This window comes from Pseudarthrobacter sp. CCNWLW207 (genome assembly GCF_037203945.1).
In the GTDB taxonomy this organism is placed as follows: domain Bacteria; phylum Actinomycetota; class Actinomycetes; order Actinomycetales; family Micrococcaceae; genus Arthrobacter.
Genome location: NZ_JBBCBS010000003.1, coordinates 295,221 through 310,455, shown reverse-complemented (window position 1 = coordinate 310,455; position 15,235 = coordinate 295,221). Strand labels below are relative to the sequence as shown.

Here is a 15,235-nt window from a genome sequence, read left to right as displayed (position 1 = left end):
TCACATTTTTGGACAAAGGCCCCGGGGTCAAACCACAGTGCCGCACCTTCAAAGCCGCCGGATGCGGGTGAAGATGAGTCCGGCTGCTCCGGCCGTCGCAACGAGGCCGACGCCGAGCCATACCTTGGCACCCTCGGCCGCCGGTTCCGCGGGGACCGTCATCTCCTGCCGGCTCCGGGCGGCTCCGCCGAGAGCTTGGGGAACCCCGATGCGGGATGCGGCAGCTCCTCCCGGTATGCGGACAGACGGCGACGGTGTCCCAGACGGTGTTCCAGACGGTGTTCCATCGGGCCCAACGGCCGGCTGGCTGGCTGGTGCCTCCGCCCCTTCGGCTCCGCCCGCGTCTGCAGCGGCGTCCCCGGACGGCGCGGCCCCTGCCGCCGCCTGCCCGGCCCCAGGCTGCTGGAGCGGCGTGGCCGTGCCGGCGGGCAGGGGTGGAGTGGCGGTCGCCGGTGTCGCGGACCCGGCAGCCGCCGCGCCCGTGGCGGGGGCCGGAGCCGGGGAGTTCGGGACTGTCGATGTCGGAACAGGAGTTGTCGACGGGGTGACCGTGGTTGCCTCGGGGACCGGCGTGGGCTGCGGGGCGGTAGGAGCCGCATCACCGAGCAGGCCCTGCAGCAGCCCGCCGATCGCGGGTAGCTGTGTGCTCCCCGTGATCTGCACGTCGGGTTCGCCGGAGCCGGAACCTCCGTCCGCCTGCGACGCGGGAACGCCCGCTGAGAGAACCAGTACCGCACCGATCGCGGCAGCGGCGCTGCCACGTCGGACTCCCCCATGGATACCGGTCCGGGAACGTGAAATTTCGGACCTGTAATTCACCATAGTGCTCAACCCTAGCCACGCTGGCGGGGGATGTGAAAGTCGGACATAGCCTGTGGCGGGCCTGGTTAAGCAGCTGATATCCGGCTGAACTGGGACGATCCTCAGCTCAGCAGGCTGCGGATCTGCTCCTTGGTGTCTGCCACCACAGCGGCCAGCCCGTTGCCTGCCACCCAGCCTCCTACGATGCCAAGTCCCTCCTGGCGGGCACAGATGGTCCTGATGGCCGCCACGCGTGCCTTGTGGCCGACGGCAGCGAACGGCAGCGCCCCCTGCCACCGCACAACGTCCCAGCCAATAAGGTCTTCCTGCCGGATCGGGACACCGAGCAGGGCCGACGCATCACGTAGGGACGAGGCAAGAAGGTCATTGTCGGTTGCCGGACCGCCCGTGCCGGAGGCCGAGCCGTCAATCCGGCCATAGGAGAGCCGGAGAACATGCGTTCCGGGGCCGGCAGCGGCGGCCAACCAGTCCCATTTCGCCGTTGCATGCGTCAGTGCTTTGGCTTCAATTCCGGCGGTCTGCGGTGCCACGAGGATGCCTGTCCCCCGGGGCCGGCGGTCCAGTTCGGGGACGTCCACCACAAGCGTGGCAAGCCTGACGTCGGGACCGCCGGCAGGCTGTTTCCCCGCCAGGTCCGGGACCGCAGCCTGCAGCAGCCCGACCGCGGCCGGGCCGTCGAGCGCCACGACGAGGAGGCCGGCGTCGTAAGCGGTCTCATCCGCGGTGATGCGCCAGCCGTCCGACGTCCGGATGGCCCGTTCCGCGCGGGCACCATTCACCAGCGCCACGCCGCGGGCCCGCAGGTCCGACACGAGGGCGGCAACCAGCGTGTGCATGCCGCCTTCCAAGCCTGCGACGGCGGATCCGGCCTTGGCGGCTTGGGTTGGCACGGTGGCCGGCGCGGTGGTTTGCGCTGTTGTTGGCCCCGTCCCCGGTCCAGACGGCGTGGGGCCGCGCCGCTGCGCCGAGACCGCGGCTGCGAGTGAACCGTGCCGGCGGAGCCCTGCGCGCAGTCCTGGCGCCACCATGTCAACGTCCAGCAGTCCAGGATCGGCGGAATGCACCCCTCCGACCACAGGGGCGACCAGCCGGTCAAGGACGCGGCGGCCCATGCGGGCACGCACGAGCGAGGAGACGCTCGTTACCTCAGCCGTTGTCCCGATCGAGGCGGGCAGGATCCTGTCCAGCGAGGCCCGCAGGGAACCCAGCAGGCCCAGGGAGCGCCGGACCTCGGGGTCCCAGGGATTGGCCGGGATGCCCAGGACACCCGTCTTGGGCAATTCCCGGGGGCCGTCGGGCAACTGCACCCACGCGCCACCAGGTTGTGGGGTGACGATTCTTCCAGCCAGCCCCAACTCGGTCGCGAGGTCGGCAACGGCGGTGGAACGGGTGGCAAAGGACTCGGCGCCGCTATCGAGCAACAGGCCCGCAACTGTGTGGCTTCCCACGCAGCCACCCCAGTGGTCGGTGGCTTCAAGAACAGTGACCCGACGGCCCGCCGCGGCGAGTTCCCGAGCGGCCAGGAGGCCGGATATCCCTCCGCCCACCACCAAGGCCGCCGGGGACACCCCGGCCTGCGCGTCGGCCTGCTGCCGGGAGTCCGGTTCCGTGCCCATGGGGCTATTCCGGGGAAATGGAATGAATGAGCTCAACAACCCGGGTCAGGACGGCGGGATCGGTCTCCGGAGGCACCCCATGGCCAAGGTTGAGGACGTGGCCGGGCGCAGCTGAGCCGGCTTGGATGACTTCGCGCACGTGTGCCTCCAGGACCTCCCAGGGGGCGGAAAGGAGGGCTGGATCGATGTTTCCCTGCAGCGGTACCGTGCCGCCGAGCCTGCGGTTCGCCTCATCGAGCGGAAGGCGGTAGTCGACGCCCACCACGTCCACGCCGACATCGCGCATGGCCACCAACAGTTCCGAGGTGCCGGTCCCGAAGTGGATCAGCGGGGCACCCAAGTGGCGGACGTGGTCCAGTGCCCGGGCAGAGGCGGGCGCGACGTATTTCGTGTAGTCCGCCAGGCCCAGGGACCCGGCCCACGAATCAAAAAGCTGTCCCGCGGAGGCGCCGGCCTCAAGCTGGGCGCGCAGGAACATTCCTGAGGCGTCGGCGGCCCAGTTGGCCAGCGCGGTCCAGGTCTCAGGATCGGCGTGCATCATGGTGCGCGGGCCGAGGTGGTCTCGTGAGGGTTTGCCTTCCACCATGTAGGCGGCGAGGGTGAACGGCGCGCCGGCGAAGCCGATCAGGGGGGTCTTGCCCAGTTCGGCGACCGTCAGGCGGACCGCTTCACGGATAGGCTCCAGGGCTTCCCAGGTCAGCTGCGGCAGGGCCGCAACGTCTTCAGCAGTACGGACCGGCTTGTCCAGCACCGGACCCACGCCGGGCACAATGTCCACGCCGACGCCGGCAAGCTTCAGCGGAATCACAATGTCCGAGAAGAAAATCGCGGCATCGACGTCGTGCCGGCGCACCGGCTGCAGGGTGATCTCGGATGCAAGCTCGGGCCGGAGGCACGAGTCAAGCATGGCCACGCCTTCACGGACCTTCAGGTACTCCGGCAGTGACCTGCCCGCCTGCCGCATGAACCACACTGGCCTGCGTGACGGCTTGCCGCCGCGGTAAGCCGTGATGAGTGGGGAATCTGCGGTGCGGCCGTCCCTGAGTGGGTGGCCGGCAGCGAGGGCGCTGTCGTGGGACAGGGCACTAGGCACGGCATTGGACACAGCGGAACTGGAAGTCATGCCATCGATTGTCCCCCAAAATTGGCCCTAAAAGATAACGACAGACTGTCACCCACAGCGGCCCGGATGGCTCCGTGGCGGGAATCACAGCCCCGGGCCGTCCGCACCCGCATCCCGGGTTGTTCTACCGCGGCACGAAAAAGCTATGATTGATCTGCTGTGGTTCTTTTTTCATTGGTGGCTACACACGCCGACATCGACCTTGAGACCGTTGCTCAGTTGAGCAACGGTGCTTCCGGGATCGCCACATCCGCACTCTCCGGATCGCCGGCAGTGACGGGTGCGGTGGTGCTTGCCACCTGCAACCGCTACGAAATCTACGGTGAAGCGCCCCACGCAGATGACGTGGAGGCCGCCCGTGCGGCCCTGGTGTCCCAGATCAGCGGCCTCAGCGGCCTCAACGAACAGCTCGTTTCCCGCTCCTTCAGCACCCGGACCGGCCCCGAAGTCACCCAACACCTATTCGCCGTCAGCGCCGGGCTGGACTCAGCCGTGGTAGGCGAGCGCGAAATCGCAGGGCAGGTCCGCCGCGCCCTGATCACCGCCCAGCACGAGGGCACCGCCAGCCCGGGCCTCGTCCGGCTGTTCCAGGCCGCATCCAAGACGGCCAAGGACGTCGGGGCGCAGACCGCCCTCGGCTCCCGGGGCCTGTCCATCGTCTCGGTGGCACTGGACCTGGCCACGGACTTATCCGAAAACCCGGACTGGTCAGCCAAGAAGGTTGTGGTGTTCGGCACGGGGGCCTACGCCGGCGCCACCATGGCGCTCCTCCGCGAGCGGGGCTGCACCGACATCTCGGTGTTCTCCTCGTCCGGCCGGGCCGAAGGCTTTGTGGCCACCCGCGGCGGGACGGCACTGGACAGCGAATCGTTGCCCGCAGCCGTTGCGGCGGCCGACGTCATGATCGGCTGCAGCGGCTCGGACACCCGTGTCGAGGCAGACGAACTGGCCCAGGTCCGGGCCGGATCACCGCAGCCGCTGATCGCCATCGACCTCGCCCTCACCCATGATTTTGACCCGGAAGTAGGCGGGCTCGACGGCGTCGAACTGCTGACGCTGGAATCCGTGCGCCTGGCTGCACCCCAGGAACAGGCCGAGTCCCTCACCCAGGCCAGCGGCATTGTGTCAGGCGCGGCCAAGGCGTTCGAGCAGGAACGGGAGGCCCGCTCGGTGGATAGCGCCATCGTGGCATTGCGCAGGCACACCATGAACGTCCTGGACGCCGAGATGGAGAAGGTCCGTGCCCGCCACGGCTGCACCGCGGCGGCGGAGGAAGTAGAGTTCGCGCTGCGCAGGATGGTCAAGCAGTTGCTGCACGTCCCCACCGTCCGCGCCCGCGAACTGGCGGCCAACGGCCAGCAGGACGACTACGTGACTGCGCTCGAAACCCTCTACGGCATCACTGTGGAGCAGCCTGCCGCCGCAGCGCAGGTCGAATGCCCGGTGGACCACAAGGGGTTGGAAAGCGCCTGACCCGGCGTTGCCCTATCACTTTTAGCTCTTAAACCACCGGTTTGGCGACCAAAAGTGATAGCGCAACGGGCTAGTAGACGGGCTTCTGCGGCTCCACGTCGCGCACCCACGCCAGGATTCCGCCGTCGAGATGGCTGACCCGCTGGTAACCGGCCTTCCGGGCCGCTTCCAGGACATTGGCCGAACGGGCACCCGACTTGCAGTGGAATACGATCTCCTTGTCCTGCGGCAGCTCAACCCAGGCCTCACCGGCGAGGATCCTGCCTTGCGGGATCAACACGGAGCCGTCGATGCTGACGATGTCGTGTTCGCCGGTTTCCCGGACGTCCACCAGGTCGAAATCCTTCAGGCCCGCCTTGCGGGACGCCAGCATGGTGGCCAACTGGGTCGCCGTAATGCTGTGCTCGTTGTCCGCTGAGGCGGCTGGCGTGATGCCGCAGAAGGCCTCATAATCCGTCAGTTCCGTAATGGGTTCCGCAGCAGGGTCCTTGGAGACGCGGATCTCGCGCCAGCTTCCGCCCAGCGCATCGAACAGTGCCACGCGGCCCAGGAGTGAACGCCCGACGCCGGTAATCAGCTTCACTGCCTCTGTGACCATGAGCGAGCCGACGGCGGCGCAGAGCATGCCGAACACGCCACCCTCGCCGCACGACGGCACGGACCCCGCCGGCGGCGCCTCCGGGTATAGATCGCGGTAGGTGGGTCCGTGCTTTTCCCAGAACACGCTCACCTGGCCGTCGAAGCGGAAGATCGATCCCCACACGTAGGGTTTGCCCAGGATGGCCGCGGCGTCGTTCACCAGGTAGCGGGTGGCAAAGTTATCCGCCCCGTCGAGGATCAGGTCATACTCCGCGAACAGCTCCAGCGCGTTGGAGGAGTCCAACCGGACGTTGTGCAGGCGGACGTCCACCAGCGGGTTCAGTGCCGCGATCGCATCGCGGGCAGATTCAATCTTGGGCCGTCCCACATCGGCCACGCCGTGGATCACCTGGCGCTGCAAGTTGCTGAGGTCAACGTCGTCGTCGTCGATGATCCCCAGGGTCCCCACGCCGGCCGCGGCGAGATAGAGAAGCGCCGGCGAACCCAGCCCCCCGGCCCCGATGACAAGCACTTTCGCGTTCTTTAAGCGCCGCTGTCCGAGGGCACCGATCTCGGGAATGATGAGGTGCCGTGAATAGCGCTCCACCTCGGCGGGGGTCAAATCACCCGCGGGCTCCACCAGCGGTTCAAGCGAAATAGAGGAAACATTTGCGGTGAATGTCGAAGCCATACTTCAATGTATGCCCCGAGATACCGCGAGGTCATATTACCCCGCAGTAAAGTGGAGGTAACTGCAATGGAAAGTAGGGCAACTGTGGTCCACGAAGCACGGGCTGACCGGGCGTCCGTCGGCGAACCGCCGGCACCTCAACGCACCGCGGGCCAGCGGTCCGCCCGACTTCCCCGGGATGAACGCCGGGCACAGCTCCTCACAGCGGCCCAGGAAGTCTTTGTCGCCAACGGCTACCACGGCGCCGCCATGGATGAAATCGCCGAAACAGCCCATGTGAGCAAACCCGTGCTGTACCAGCACTTTCCCTCCAAACGCGAGCTGTACCTGGCCCTGTTGGACAGCCATCTCAGCTCGCTCACGGACCTGATGCTCGGGGCCCTCAGCTCCACGGTTGACAATAAAGAACGCGTCCAGGCCGTGATGCGCGCCTATTACCGGTTCATTGCCAGCGACGACCAGGCCCACCGCCTGGTTTTCGAGTCGGACCTCATCAACGATCCCGACGTCAGCTCCCGCCTTGAGACCTTCAACAAAACATTCGCCGACGCCGTCGCCCGGGTTATTGCCGAGGACACCAAGCTGCCCCATCTGGAAGCACAGCTCCTGGGGCGGGGCCTGGCGGGGATGGCCCAGGTCAGCGCCCGGTACTGGCTGGAAACCGACGGCAACCTTGACCTCGATGTGGCCAGCGACCTCATCTACCGTTTAGCTTGGCGCGGAATCTCTCGCTTCCCCAAAGAGACCTAGACTACAAATAAGAGAACCCAAGAAACTTTGATTGGCTGGGAGGCCCCCTTTTGGAAATTAAGATTGGCATTCAGAACATTGGCCGCGAAATCGTGCTGGAATCGGCGCAGGACGCTGACGCCGTGGCTACGGTCGTTGAAGAAGCCATCACCAAGGGCACCGAACTCCGCCTGAAGGACGACAAAGGACGCATTATCATCGTTCCCGGAAACGCCTTGGGCTACGTCGAAATCGGCGCGGAAGAAGCCCGCAAGGTCGGCTTCGGGCAGTTCTAGCAGCCGACCCACCGCCTAAACCGGCGGATATCCGTAGCTTTTGAGGAGATTCGATGCTTTCGCTGACGATTGTTGTACTGGTGACCGTGGCCGCAGGCTTTATTGTCTGGGCCAATGACAAACGGCACGCCAAGTACGGCATGGGGCTGCCCGCCGGGGTTGCCGCGGCGGTCGGCGCGCTGAGCTGGATCATCTTCATTGCCGCAGGCTTCGGCTACCAGCCGGGCCTCACTTGGATTCCGTGGGTGCTGCCCATGGTGCTGGGGTCAGCGGCCGCGGTGGGTGCTGCGGTGTACCTCGGACGCACCAGGTCGCACTACGACACTTTGCGGCTGACGGCGGCGCTCAAGCTCTAGCCAGGCTCAACCCGCCGGCTGACGTCCTGCCTCCGTGCACAGGCAGAGCCGGTTTCCCTGTGAATCCGTGACCACCACCCAATTGGGTGCGTGGTCACGGTTCATTAACGCTCCGGTAGCCACAGTCTTCTCCAGGACAGCACCCGACTCCGCGCGGCTTCGATGGATGTCCAGGTGCATCCTGCTGCTGTTGGGGGTGGGCGTCTCCTGGAACCACACTGACGGGCCGCGTCCGTGAGGATCCACCAGGTCCGTGCCGGGGCCCTTCTTGTATCCCAGTGCGACGCGCCACACCTCGGAGATTTCAGCGGCGTCCGTCGTGTCGATTCCCACCTCAACGGTCCGGTGCAGTCCCGGTTCCGCTGTTGCTCCGGCGTCTGCTGCGGCAGCACTCGCCGCACCAGCAGCCCTCACATCCCGGGAAGTCACCACGTCGCCAGCGTCATGGGAGGTGTACCGCAGGAACACACGGTTGTACCGCCAGTCGAGGTCCGGGTGGTGGTTTTGTTCTTCGGCGAGGCGTCCGACGTCGGCTATCAGCTGCAAGGCCGCGGCCGCCGTCGGCGTTTTAAACACAGTCACGAACCCGCCGAGGCGGTACCGCCAGTCCGGGAGGCCAGCCAGCGCTTCATCGATGGCTGACCTGCTGAGTGTGTCTTCAGTGCCCGCCACGGCTGGCTCCTCGGGTTGATCCTTGAGGGCACGCCCGGTGGCTGGCCGCGGCGGCAACGGGTCAGAGGAACTCTGCCCGGCCTTCCATGGCTGAGGATGCCAGGGCGTGCTCACGGCGCGGTATCCGCCCGGCCGCTTTCGCCAGCCTACCGGCGATCACAGCGTGTTTGAAGGCCTCCCCCATGAGTGCCGGGTTCTGGGCGCGTGTGACAGCGGTAGCCAGCAGGACGGCGTCGCAACCCAGTTCCATGGCAAGGGCAGCGTCCGAGGCAGTCCCTATGCCGGCGTCCAGCACCACGGGCACCGACGCGCGGGACACGATGAGTTCGATGTTGTGCGGGTTGAGGATGCCCAGCCCGGTGCCGATGGGCGATCCCAGTGGCATGACCGCCGTCGCGCCGAGGTTTTCGAGCCGCAGGGCCAGGACGGGGTCGTCGTTGGTGTAGGCGAACACCTTGAAGCCCCGGTTGACGAGCTGTTCAGTCGCGTCCACGAGCTCAACGGCGTCCGGCAGGAGGGTCTGTTCGTCGGCGATGACCTCAAGCTTGACCCAGTCTGTTTCCAGCGCCTCGCGGGCCAGTTCAGCCGTCATCACGGCATCCCGCGCAGTGAAGCAGCCGGCAGTGTTGGGCAGGACCCGGATGCCATGGTCCAGCAGGAGCTGGAAAAGGGAGCCGGTTTCGGCTGGCGAGTATCGCCGCATGGCCACGGTGGTCAGCTCCGTCCCGGAGGCCAGCAGGGCCGCGCCCAGCCCATCAAGGCTTGGCGCGCCGCCGGTGCCCATGATCAGGCGGGAGCCGAGCTCCACGCCGTCGATCACGAGCGCGTCCGGGTGCCCGGTCGGGTTAACGGTATTGATGGTTTCGGTCATGGTTCAGCCTCCCTGGACTGCTGTGACCAGTTCGACGTCGTCACCTTCGGCGAGTGCCGTGACGTACCACTGGCTGCGGGGTACTACTTCGGAGTTGTGTGCCACTGCCACACCCAGTTTTTGCCCGTCGGTGGCCTGCCCGTTCGCAGCCAGGGGACGGCCAGTGACCTGGCTGACCAGAGTGGTAATTGACGCGCCGTCGGACACGCTGTGCTGCGAACCATTGAGGGTGATGTTCATGCTGTTTCCTTGGTGGGTTGGAGGATGGCGGCACGGCGTGTGGAGAATCTGGCCGGACTGAACGGGAGCCAGCGCGGGTCTGTGCGTCCATCCATGAGGTCCCGGCAGATGGCGGCGGCTGCAGGGGTCAACAGCACACCGTGGCGGAAAAAACCCGTCGCCACGATCAGGCCATCCACCGGTCCGGGGTTCCCTGGGAGGTGGACGCGGCCCAGCAATGGAGCGTTATCCGGCGTAGCAGGACGCGCCCGGGCTGTACTTTCCAGCAGTTCCAGCTCGGCGACCGCCGGCACCAGGACCTGGGCATCGCGAAGCAGCTGGTAGACGCCGCCTGCCGAGACGCCGCCAGCCGACGTTCCTGTGCCGTCCTGGCGGCGCTCCGGACTGGATGCTGCCAACGCGTCCTCGCGCTGGGTGGCACCGATGACCACAGTGCCGTCACGCCTTGGAACGATGTAGACGGGAACACCGTGGACCAGTCCGCGGACAGTGGCGGTGACCAGAGGGCGGAGATGCTCCGGGACGCGCAGCCGGAGAATGTCGCCGTGCACGGGGCGCAGCGGCAGCTGGAGTCCATCGGGCAGCCCGGCCAACGACGCCGCTCCGAGCCCGTTGGCCACGATGGTTTCGCTGGCGGTCACCGAGCCCCCACCGGCCAGCCGGACACCGGCGACCCGGCCGTCTTTCCAGGCCAGCGACGACGCACGGTCGGCAACGGCGAATCCGTGTTCGGCTCCTGCGACGGCGGATCCTGAATCCTCCCTGTGGCTGGCCAAAGCCTCCCGCAGGCACGCCACCAGCTTCCGCGGATCCACCTGGTGGTCAGCGGGAATGTCCAGGGCGCAGGAGATCGCGGGGCTCAGGAGGGCTTCGCGGCTGCGGGCCTCGCGCACCGTCAGTGGTTCAACGTCCAGCCCTTGGGCCCGCTGGACTGATCGGAGGTCCATCAGCGCACGGCGGTCGGCCGCGTCCGCGCCGATGGCCAGCGTGGGGGTGGGCAGGTACCCTGCATCGCCGGGAACGTCCCGGGCCAGGTCCGCCGCGAAGGCCGGCCACAGCCGGGACGATTCAAGCATCAGCTCCAGGAGTTCTTCCTCCTGGTAGTGCAACTCACTTACCGGGGCGAGCATGCCTGCCGCAGCCCAGGAGGCGCCGGAACCGGGGGCATCATCGATGACCACCACAGAACGGCCCGAGCGCCTGGCTTCCCAGGCTATGCCGTGCCCGATCACACCCCCGCCGATAACGGCGACGTCAGCAGAGAGGTCGGCGAGAGCGTCATTGGGGGCGCCGGCGGAGGGACTGCCGGTTGGCGGGATCATGTGGTTCCTTCCCTACGCCGGTACTAGCCGGATCAGGTCAAGCGGTCGGCTCTGACGCCCTCTCAGCCCGGCGCTTTATGACAGCTGCCGCGGGCTCCCGCAGTACCTGCCCAGTTTAGAGGAACTACTCTGGTTTCCATGAACGCAGCCCTTCCTGACAGCACTGCCGTCGTCAACAGCACCTTCCTTTCCACCAGCCATGCTGAGGCCCTGGGCGGTGCCCGGCTGTACCTGTGCACGGATGCCCGTAAGGATCGCGGTGACTTCGCCGAGTTTGTTGATGCGGCCTTCGCCGGGGGCGTGGACATCATCCAGCTCCGCGACAAGACGATTGAGGCAGCAGAGGAGCTGGACCTGCTGGCGGTACTGAAGGAGTCCGCCCTGCGCCATGGACGGCTATGGGCGGTCAATGACCGGGCCGACGTCGCGGTGCTCTCAGGTGCCCCGGTGTTCCATATTGGCCAGAAGGACCTGCCGCTGAAGGCTGCACGCACCTTGTTGAACGGCAATGCAGCCATCGGTCTGTCCACCCACACCACCTCACAGATCGACGGCGCGGTCTCGGCCTCGGCCGCCGTCACAGCCGCGCCCACCGGGCTGGACTATTTCTGTGTTGGTCCGGTGTGGGCCACCCCCACCAAGCCCGGCCGGGCCGCCGTCGGGCTCGACCTCCTCAGGTACGCCGCGGGCGCAGTCAAACAGGCGGCGTCCGTGCCCGGCGTGGCAGAGGTACCCTGGTTCGCCATTGGGGGCGTGGACCTGGGCAACGTAGAGCAGGTGGTGGAAGCGGGCGCCCGCCGGATCGTTGTGGTCCGGGCCATCACCGAAGCCGCCGATCCCGCAGAGGCCGCCGCGGCACTGCTTCGGGCCCTGGACGCCGCCGGCTCCTAGGCCTCCGGCCCCAAAGAGGGGATGGCGTGCATAATCAGCGAAAATCGGGCTAACCTGAATTTCGTGTCACATCATCGGCTGGCCCCAAATGTCCACGAGCACACCAATGCCCTCGAGGAGGCACTGAGTGCGCTGCGGACCGAGCTGGAGCTACCGGGCGACTACCCTGCCGACGCCGTCCGAGATGCGGAAGCCGCTGTCTCGTCAAGGCAACTGCCTGATGCCGACCTGACAGGCATTGATTTCCTCACTATTGATCCTGAGTCCTCCACCGATCTAGACCAGGCCCTGTTTATTGAGCGCGCCGGCAGCGGCTATCGGGTCCTCTACGCCATCGCAGATGTACCCGCATTCGTGGTGCCCGGCGGGCCGCTGGACGCCGAGACCCGCCGCCGGGGACAGACGTTCTACGCGCCCGACGGCCGCATCCCGCTTCATCCGGAGGTCATCAGCGAGGGGGCCGGCAGCCTCCTGGCAGGCCAGCTCTGCTCTGCCTTTGTCTGGGACTTCCACCTGGACCAGGCTGCCCAGGTCACGTCTGTTTCGGTCCAAAGGGCACGGGTCCGCAGCCGGGCCAAGCTCAGTTACAAGGGCGCCCAGGCTGAACTCGACGCCGGAACGGCCTCGCCGGTGTTGGAGCTCCTCAAGGAAGTGGGCCTCAAGCGTGTTGAGCTGGAGCGGGAACGCGATGGCGCGAGCCTGAACATGCCTGAGCAGGAGATCGTGCAGCTTCCCGACGGCGGCTATCGGATCGCTGCTGCTCCCCAGCTCCCGGTCGAGGACTGGAACGCCCAGATATCGCTCATGACAGGAATGGCTGCGGCCACCCTGATGCTTGAGGGCAAAGTCGGCATCCTGCGGACCATGCCCGCCCCTGACGAACGGTCCCTGGGGCATTTCCGGCTGCAGACCGAGGTTCTGGGCAAGCCCTGGGACGGGAAAGCGGGCTACGGGGAGTATCTCCGCACGCTTGACCCCACGGATCCGCGGCAACTGGCCATCATGCATTCGGCGGGAATGCTTTTCCGTGGTGCCAGCTACACGGCGTTCGACGGCGAAATCCCCAATGATGCCCGCCAGTCCGCGATCGGAGCCGCCTACGCCCACACCACCGCTCCGCTCCGTCGGCTGGTGGACCGCTTTGTCCTGGTCATCTGTGAGGCACTCAGCAACGGCAGCCCGGTCCCGGCCTGGGCGCGGGAAGCGCTGCCCTCCCTGCCGGTGATCATGGCCGGTTCCGATCAGCTGGCTGCCAGGATGGAGCGTCTGGCGCTGGACACCGTGGAGGCCGCCCTGCTGGTCAACCATGTGGGCCAGGAATTCGACGCAATCGTCATTTCAGGGTCCAAGCCGCAAAAGGACAACGGCAAAAACGGCAATGGCTCCAACGGTAACGGCAACGGCAGGAACGGGAACGGCCCTTCCGGAATCATCCAGATAGCCGAGCCCGCCGTCACGGCCCGCTGTGCCGGCGACCTCGAATCCGGCACCAAAGTCCGTGTCCGGCTTCTCTCCTCGGACATCGCCACGCGGGAAGTGCATTTCGAGCTCGTCGGGTAGGCGCCGGGGCGGCCGAAAGGGTCAAAGCCGGGTTTAAGACTCCTTGCCGGTAGACTGAAGAAGTAGATATGGATGCCCGGTCGTTGATTTCCTTGATTTTGAATTCAACAAGCCCGCCCCTACGCGATCTTGAGATACGCCCGCTGGTCACCAGTGCCAGCAATTAGATAGCCCGCGATCGGCTTCCACTGGATTTGCTTGCGCGCTTCGAGCGTGCTCCGGAACGGCCACGTTGGCCGGCCCGTTGAGCAGGCAGCGCCAATGCCCAAATGAATAAGGAAACTCACCTGTGAGTGAATTGCATACCCACCAGCTCCTGATTGACGATTCCGGCACCGAGGTCATCGAGCCGGAAGAAACCATTATCTCGGACGAAAAGCCCCATGAGATCGAGGAGAAATCCTTCGCAGACTTCAACGTCCGCGCCGATATCGTGGAGTCACTCGCCGATGCCGGGATCACCCACCCGTTCCCGATCCAGGCCATGACACTGCCGGTGGCGCTCTCGGGCCACGACATCATCGGACAGGCCAAAACCGGAACCGGCAAGACCCTCGGCTTCGGCATCCCCGCGCTGCAGCGCGTCGTGGGCCGTGACGATCCCGGCTTCGACAAGCTCGCCGTCCCGGGCGCCCCGCAGGCGCTGGTGATCGTTCCCACCCGCGAGCTCGCCGTGCAGGTAGCCAACGATCTCCAGACCGCCTCCCGCAAGCGCAATGCCCGCATCGCCACCATTTATGGCGGCCGCGCCTACGAGCCGCAGGTCGAAGCCCTGCAGAACGGCGTCGAAGTTGTCGTCGGTACCCCCGGCCGGCTCATTGACCTTTACAAGCAGAAGCACCTGAGCCTCAAGAACGTCAAGATCGTCATCCTCGACGAAGCCGACGAAATGCTGGACCTCGGATTCCTCCCGGATGTGGAAACGCTGATCGCCGGCACGCCTGCGGTCCGCCAGACGCTCCTGTTCTCAGCCACGATGCCCGGACCGGTCATTGCGATGGCTCGCCGCTACATGACCCAGCCCACCCACATCCGTGCGGCCGACCCCGACGACGAGGGGCTCACCAAGCGCGACATCCGCCAGCTCATCTACCGTGCCCACAGCATGGACAAGATCGAGGTCGTGGCGCGCATCCTGCAGGCTCGTGGCCGTGGCCGCACCATCATCTTCACCAAGACCAAGCGGACCGCCGCCAAGGTGGCAGAGGAGCTGGTGGACCGCGGGTTCGCGGCTGCCGCCATCCACGGCGACCTCGGCCAGGGTGCCCGCGAACAGGCCCTCCGGGCTTTCCGCAACAACAAGGTGGACGTCCTGGTGGCCACGGACGTCGCCGCCCGCGGCATCGACGTCGACGACGTCACGCACGTCATCAACTACCAGTGCGTTGAAGACGAAAAGATCTACCTGCACCGCGTGGGCCGCACCGGCCGCGCCGGGAATAAGGGTACGGCCGTCACGTTTGTCGACTGGGACGACATGCCCCGCTGGGGCCTCATCAACAAGGCACTCGGCCTCAGCGTACCCGAGCCCGTTGAGACGTATTCTTCCTCCCCGCACCTCTATGAGGAGCTGGACATTCCAGAGGGAACCAAGGGCCGGCTGCCCCGCAACAAGCGAACCCTTGCCGGTGTTGACGCCGAAGTCCTGGAGGACCTGGGCGAGACCGGCAAGAAGAACTCCCGCAGCAGCGGACGTGACGGTGCACGTGACGCGGCGAAGGACAGCGGACGCGACAACAGCCGCGACCGCGCACGCTCATCCAGCCGCCGCAGCGGAACTGATACGGCCCCCCGCTCAGGTGAGCGCCGCCGTCGTACCTCCGACGCGGCGACTGCAGGCACCGGCCCCGCCACGGAACCGGCGGCTACAGCCCCGGCCGAAGGGGACCAGTCGCGCACCCGCCGCAGCCGGACACGCACCCGCCGCCGCAACGGCGAAGTGGTGGCCGGCGGCGACAACGGCGCACAGCCGGGCAGCGCCGAGGCCTAAAAGC

At 66.5% G+C, this 15,235-nt stretch carries 15 protein-coding genes and 1 riboswitch; of the genes, 7 read left to right on the top strand and 8 right to left on the bottom strand.

Annotation, left to right across the window (positions count from 1 at the left end; translation table 11 throughout):
- Positions 1-48 precede the first annotated feature (48 nt).
- From V9L17_RS07170 to hemE, 3 genes are all read right to left on the bottom strand, one after another.
- The gene (locus tag V9L17_RS07170) at positions 49-822 is read right to left on the bottom strand and encodes a hypothetical protein (protein WP_337350937.1); all 774 of its coding nucleotides are present in this window, start codon (positions 820-822) and stop codon (positions 49-51) included.
- Between the two features lie 101 nt (positions 823-923).
- Positions 924-2,438: a protoporphyrinogen oxidase gene (gene hemG / locus V9L17_RS07165; protein WP_337350936.1), complete on the bottom strand. Its 1,515-nt coding sequence runs from the start codon at positions 2,436-2,438 to the stop codon at positions 924-926.
- Between the two features lie 4 nt (positions 2,439-2,442).
- Complete coding sequence (hemE, locus tag V9L17_RS07160; RefSeq protein WP_337350935.1) at positions 2,443-3,561, bottom strand: uroporphyrinogen decarboxylase; 1,119 nt, start codon at positions 3,559-3,561, stop codon at positions 2,443-2,445.
- A 159-nt stretch (positions 3,562-3,720) separates the two neighbouring features.
- Between hemE and V9L17_RS07155 the strand changes: the two genes are divergently transcribed.
- On the top strand, positions 3,721-5,034 hold the full coding sequence (locus tag V9L17_RS07155; protein ID WP_337350934.1) for a glutamyl-tRNA reductase: 1,314 nt from the start codon (positions 3,721-3,723) through the stop codon (positions 5,032-5,034).
- 70 nt (positions 5,035-5,104) lie between these two features.
- Here V9L17_RS07155 and moeB read toward each other — a convergent pair whose 3' ends face one another.
- Positions 5,105-6,304 carry a molybdopterin-synthase adenylyltransferase MoeB gene (gene moeB, locus V9L17_RS07150; RefSeq protein ID WP_337345713.1) on the bottom strand — a complete coding sequence of 400 codons (1,200 nt, stop codon included), beginning with the start codon at positions 6,302-6,304 and terminating at the stop codon, positions 5,105-5,107.
- Between the two features lie 84 nt (positions 6,305-6,388).
- On the opposite strand from moeB, the gene V9L17_RS07145 reads away from it, so the two are divergent.
- The 3 genes from V9L17_RS07145 to V9L17_RS07135 are packed head-to-tail and all read left to right on the top strand — an operon-like array spanning position 6,389 to position 7,685.
- Positions 6,389-7,054: a TetR/AcrR family transcriptional regulator gene (locus V9L17_RS07145; RefSeq protein ID WP_337345929.1), complete on the top strand. Its 666-nt coding sequence runs from the start codon at positions 6,389-6,391 to the stop codon at positions 7,052-7,054.
- A 50-nt stretch (positions 7,055-7,104) separates the two neighbouring features.
- Positions 7,105-7,329 (top strand): DUF3107 domain-containing protein, encoded by a 225-nt coding sequence (locus V9L17_RS07140; protein WP_056343932.1) that lies wholly within the window; start codon positions 7,105-7,107, stop codon positions 7,327-7,329.
- 53 nt (positions 7,330-7,382) lie between these two features.
- The gene (locus V9L17_RS07135) at positions 7,383-7,685 is read left to right on the top strand and encodes a hypothetical protein (RefSeq protein WP_337350933.1); all 303 of its coding nucleotides are present in this window, start codon (positions 7,383-7,385) and stop codon (positions 7,683-7,685) included.
- 6 nt (positions 7,686-7,691) lie between these two features.
- Here the strand turns inward: V9L17_RS07135 and V9L17_RS07130 are convergent, their stop codons facing one another.
- From V9L17_RS07130 to thiO, 4 genes are all read right to left on the bottom strand, one after another.
- Positions 7,692-8,357 (bottom strand): 4a-hydroxytetrahydrobiopterin dehydratase, encoded by a 666-nt coding sequence (locus tag V9L17_RS07130; protein WP_337350932.1) that lies wholly within the window; start codon positions 8,355-8,357, stop codon positions 7,692-7,694.
- A 61-nt stretch (positions 8,358-8,418) separates the two neighbouring features.
- Positions 8,419-9,228, bottom strand: a complete 810-nt coding sequence (locus V9L17_RS07125) for a thiazole synthase (protein WP_337345710.1) — start codon at positions 9,226-9,228, stop codon at positions 8,419-8,421.
- A gap of 3 nt (positions 9,229-9,231) precedes the next feature.
- Positions 9,232-9,468 carry a sulfur carrier protein ThiS gene (gene thiS / locus V9L17_RS07120; protein ID WP_337350931.1) on the bottom strand — a complete coding sequence of 79 codons (237 nt, stop codon included), beginning with the start codon at positions 9,466-9,468 and terminating at the stop codon, positions 9,232-9,234.
- On the bottom strand, positions 9,465-10,790 hold the full coding sequence (gene thiO / locus V9L17_RS07115) for a glycine oxidase ThiO (RefSeq protein ID WP_337350930.1): 1,326 nt from the start codon (positions 10,788-10,790) through the stop codon (positions 9,465-9,467). Before thiO ends, thiS begins: the two co-directional genes overlap by 4 nt.
- Positions 10,783-10,901: riboswitch (TPP riboswitch) on the bottom strand. It overlaps the preceding gene by 8 nt.
- Positions 10,902-10,928: 27 nt before the next feature.
- Here thiO and thiE point away from each other — a divergent pair.
- From thiE to V9L17_RS07100, 3 genes are all read left to right on the top strand, one after another.
- Positions 10,929-11,681 (top strand): thiamine phosphate synthase, encoded by a 753-nt coding sequence (gene thiE, locus V9L17_RS07110; RefSeq protein ID WP_337350929.1) that lies wholly within the window; start codon positions 10,929-10,931, stop codon positions 11,679-11,681.
- Positions 11,682-11,744: 63 nt separating this feature from the next.
- Positions 11,745-13,241: an RNB domain-containing ribonuclease gene (locus tag V9L17_RS07105; RefSeq protein WP_337345706.1), complete on the top strand. Its 1,497-nt coding sequence runs from the start codon at positions 11,745-11,747 to the stop codon at positions 13,239-13,241.
- 289 nt (positions 13,242-13,530) lie between these two features.
- Positions 13,531-15,231 carry a DEAD/DEAH box helicase gene (locus tag V9L17_RS07100; protein WP_337345705.1) on the top strand — a complete coding sequence of 567 codons (1,701 nt, stop codon included), beginning with the start codon at positions 13,531-13,533 and terminating at the stop codon, positions 15,229-15,231.
- Positions 15,232-15,235 lie beyond the last annotated feature (4 nt).

Coding starts and splice junctions, on each gene's coding strand:
- V9L17_RS07170 (WP_337350937.1), bottom strand. CDS start 822: ATGGTGAATTACAGGTCCGAAATTTCACGTTCCCGGACCGGTATCCAT.
- hemG (WP_337350936.1), bottom strand. CDS start 2,438: ATGGGCACGGAACCGGACTCCCGGCAGCAGGCCGACGCGCAGGCCGGG.
- hemE (WP_337350935.1), bottom strand. CDS start 3,561: ATGACTTCCAGTTCCGCTGTGTCCAATGCCGTGCCTAGTGCCCTGTCC.
- moeB (WP_337345713.1), bottom strand. CDS start 6,304: ATGGCTTCGACATTCACCGCAAATGTTTCCTCTATTTCGCTTGAACCG.
- V9L17_RS07135 (WP_337350933.1), top strand. CDS start 7,383: ATGCTTTCGCTGACGATTGTTGTACTGGTGACCGTGGCCGCAGGCTTT.
- V9L17_RS07125 (WP_337345710.1), bottom strand. CDS start 9,228: ATGACCGAAACCATCAATACCGTTAACCCGACCGGGCACCCGGACGCG.
- thiS (WP_337350931.1), bottom strand. CDS start 9,468: ATGAACATCACCCTCAATGGTTCGCAGCACAGCGTGTCCGACGGCGCG.
- thiO (WP_337350930.1), bottom strand. CDS start 10,790: ATGATCCCGCCAACCGGCAGTCCCTCCGCCGGCGCCCCCAATGACGCT.
- thiE (WP_337350929.1), top strand. CDS start 10,929: ATGAACGCAGCCCTTCCTGACAGCACTGCCGTCGTCAACAGCACCTTC.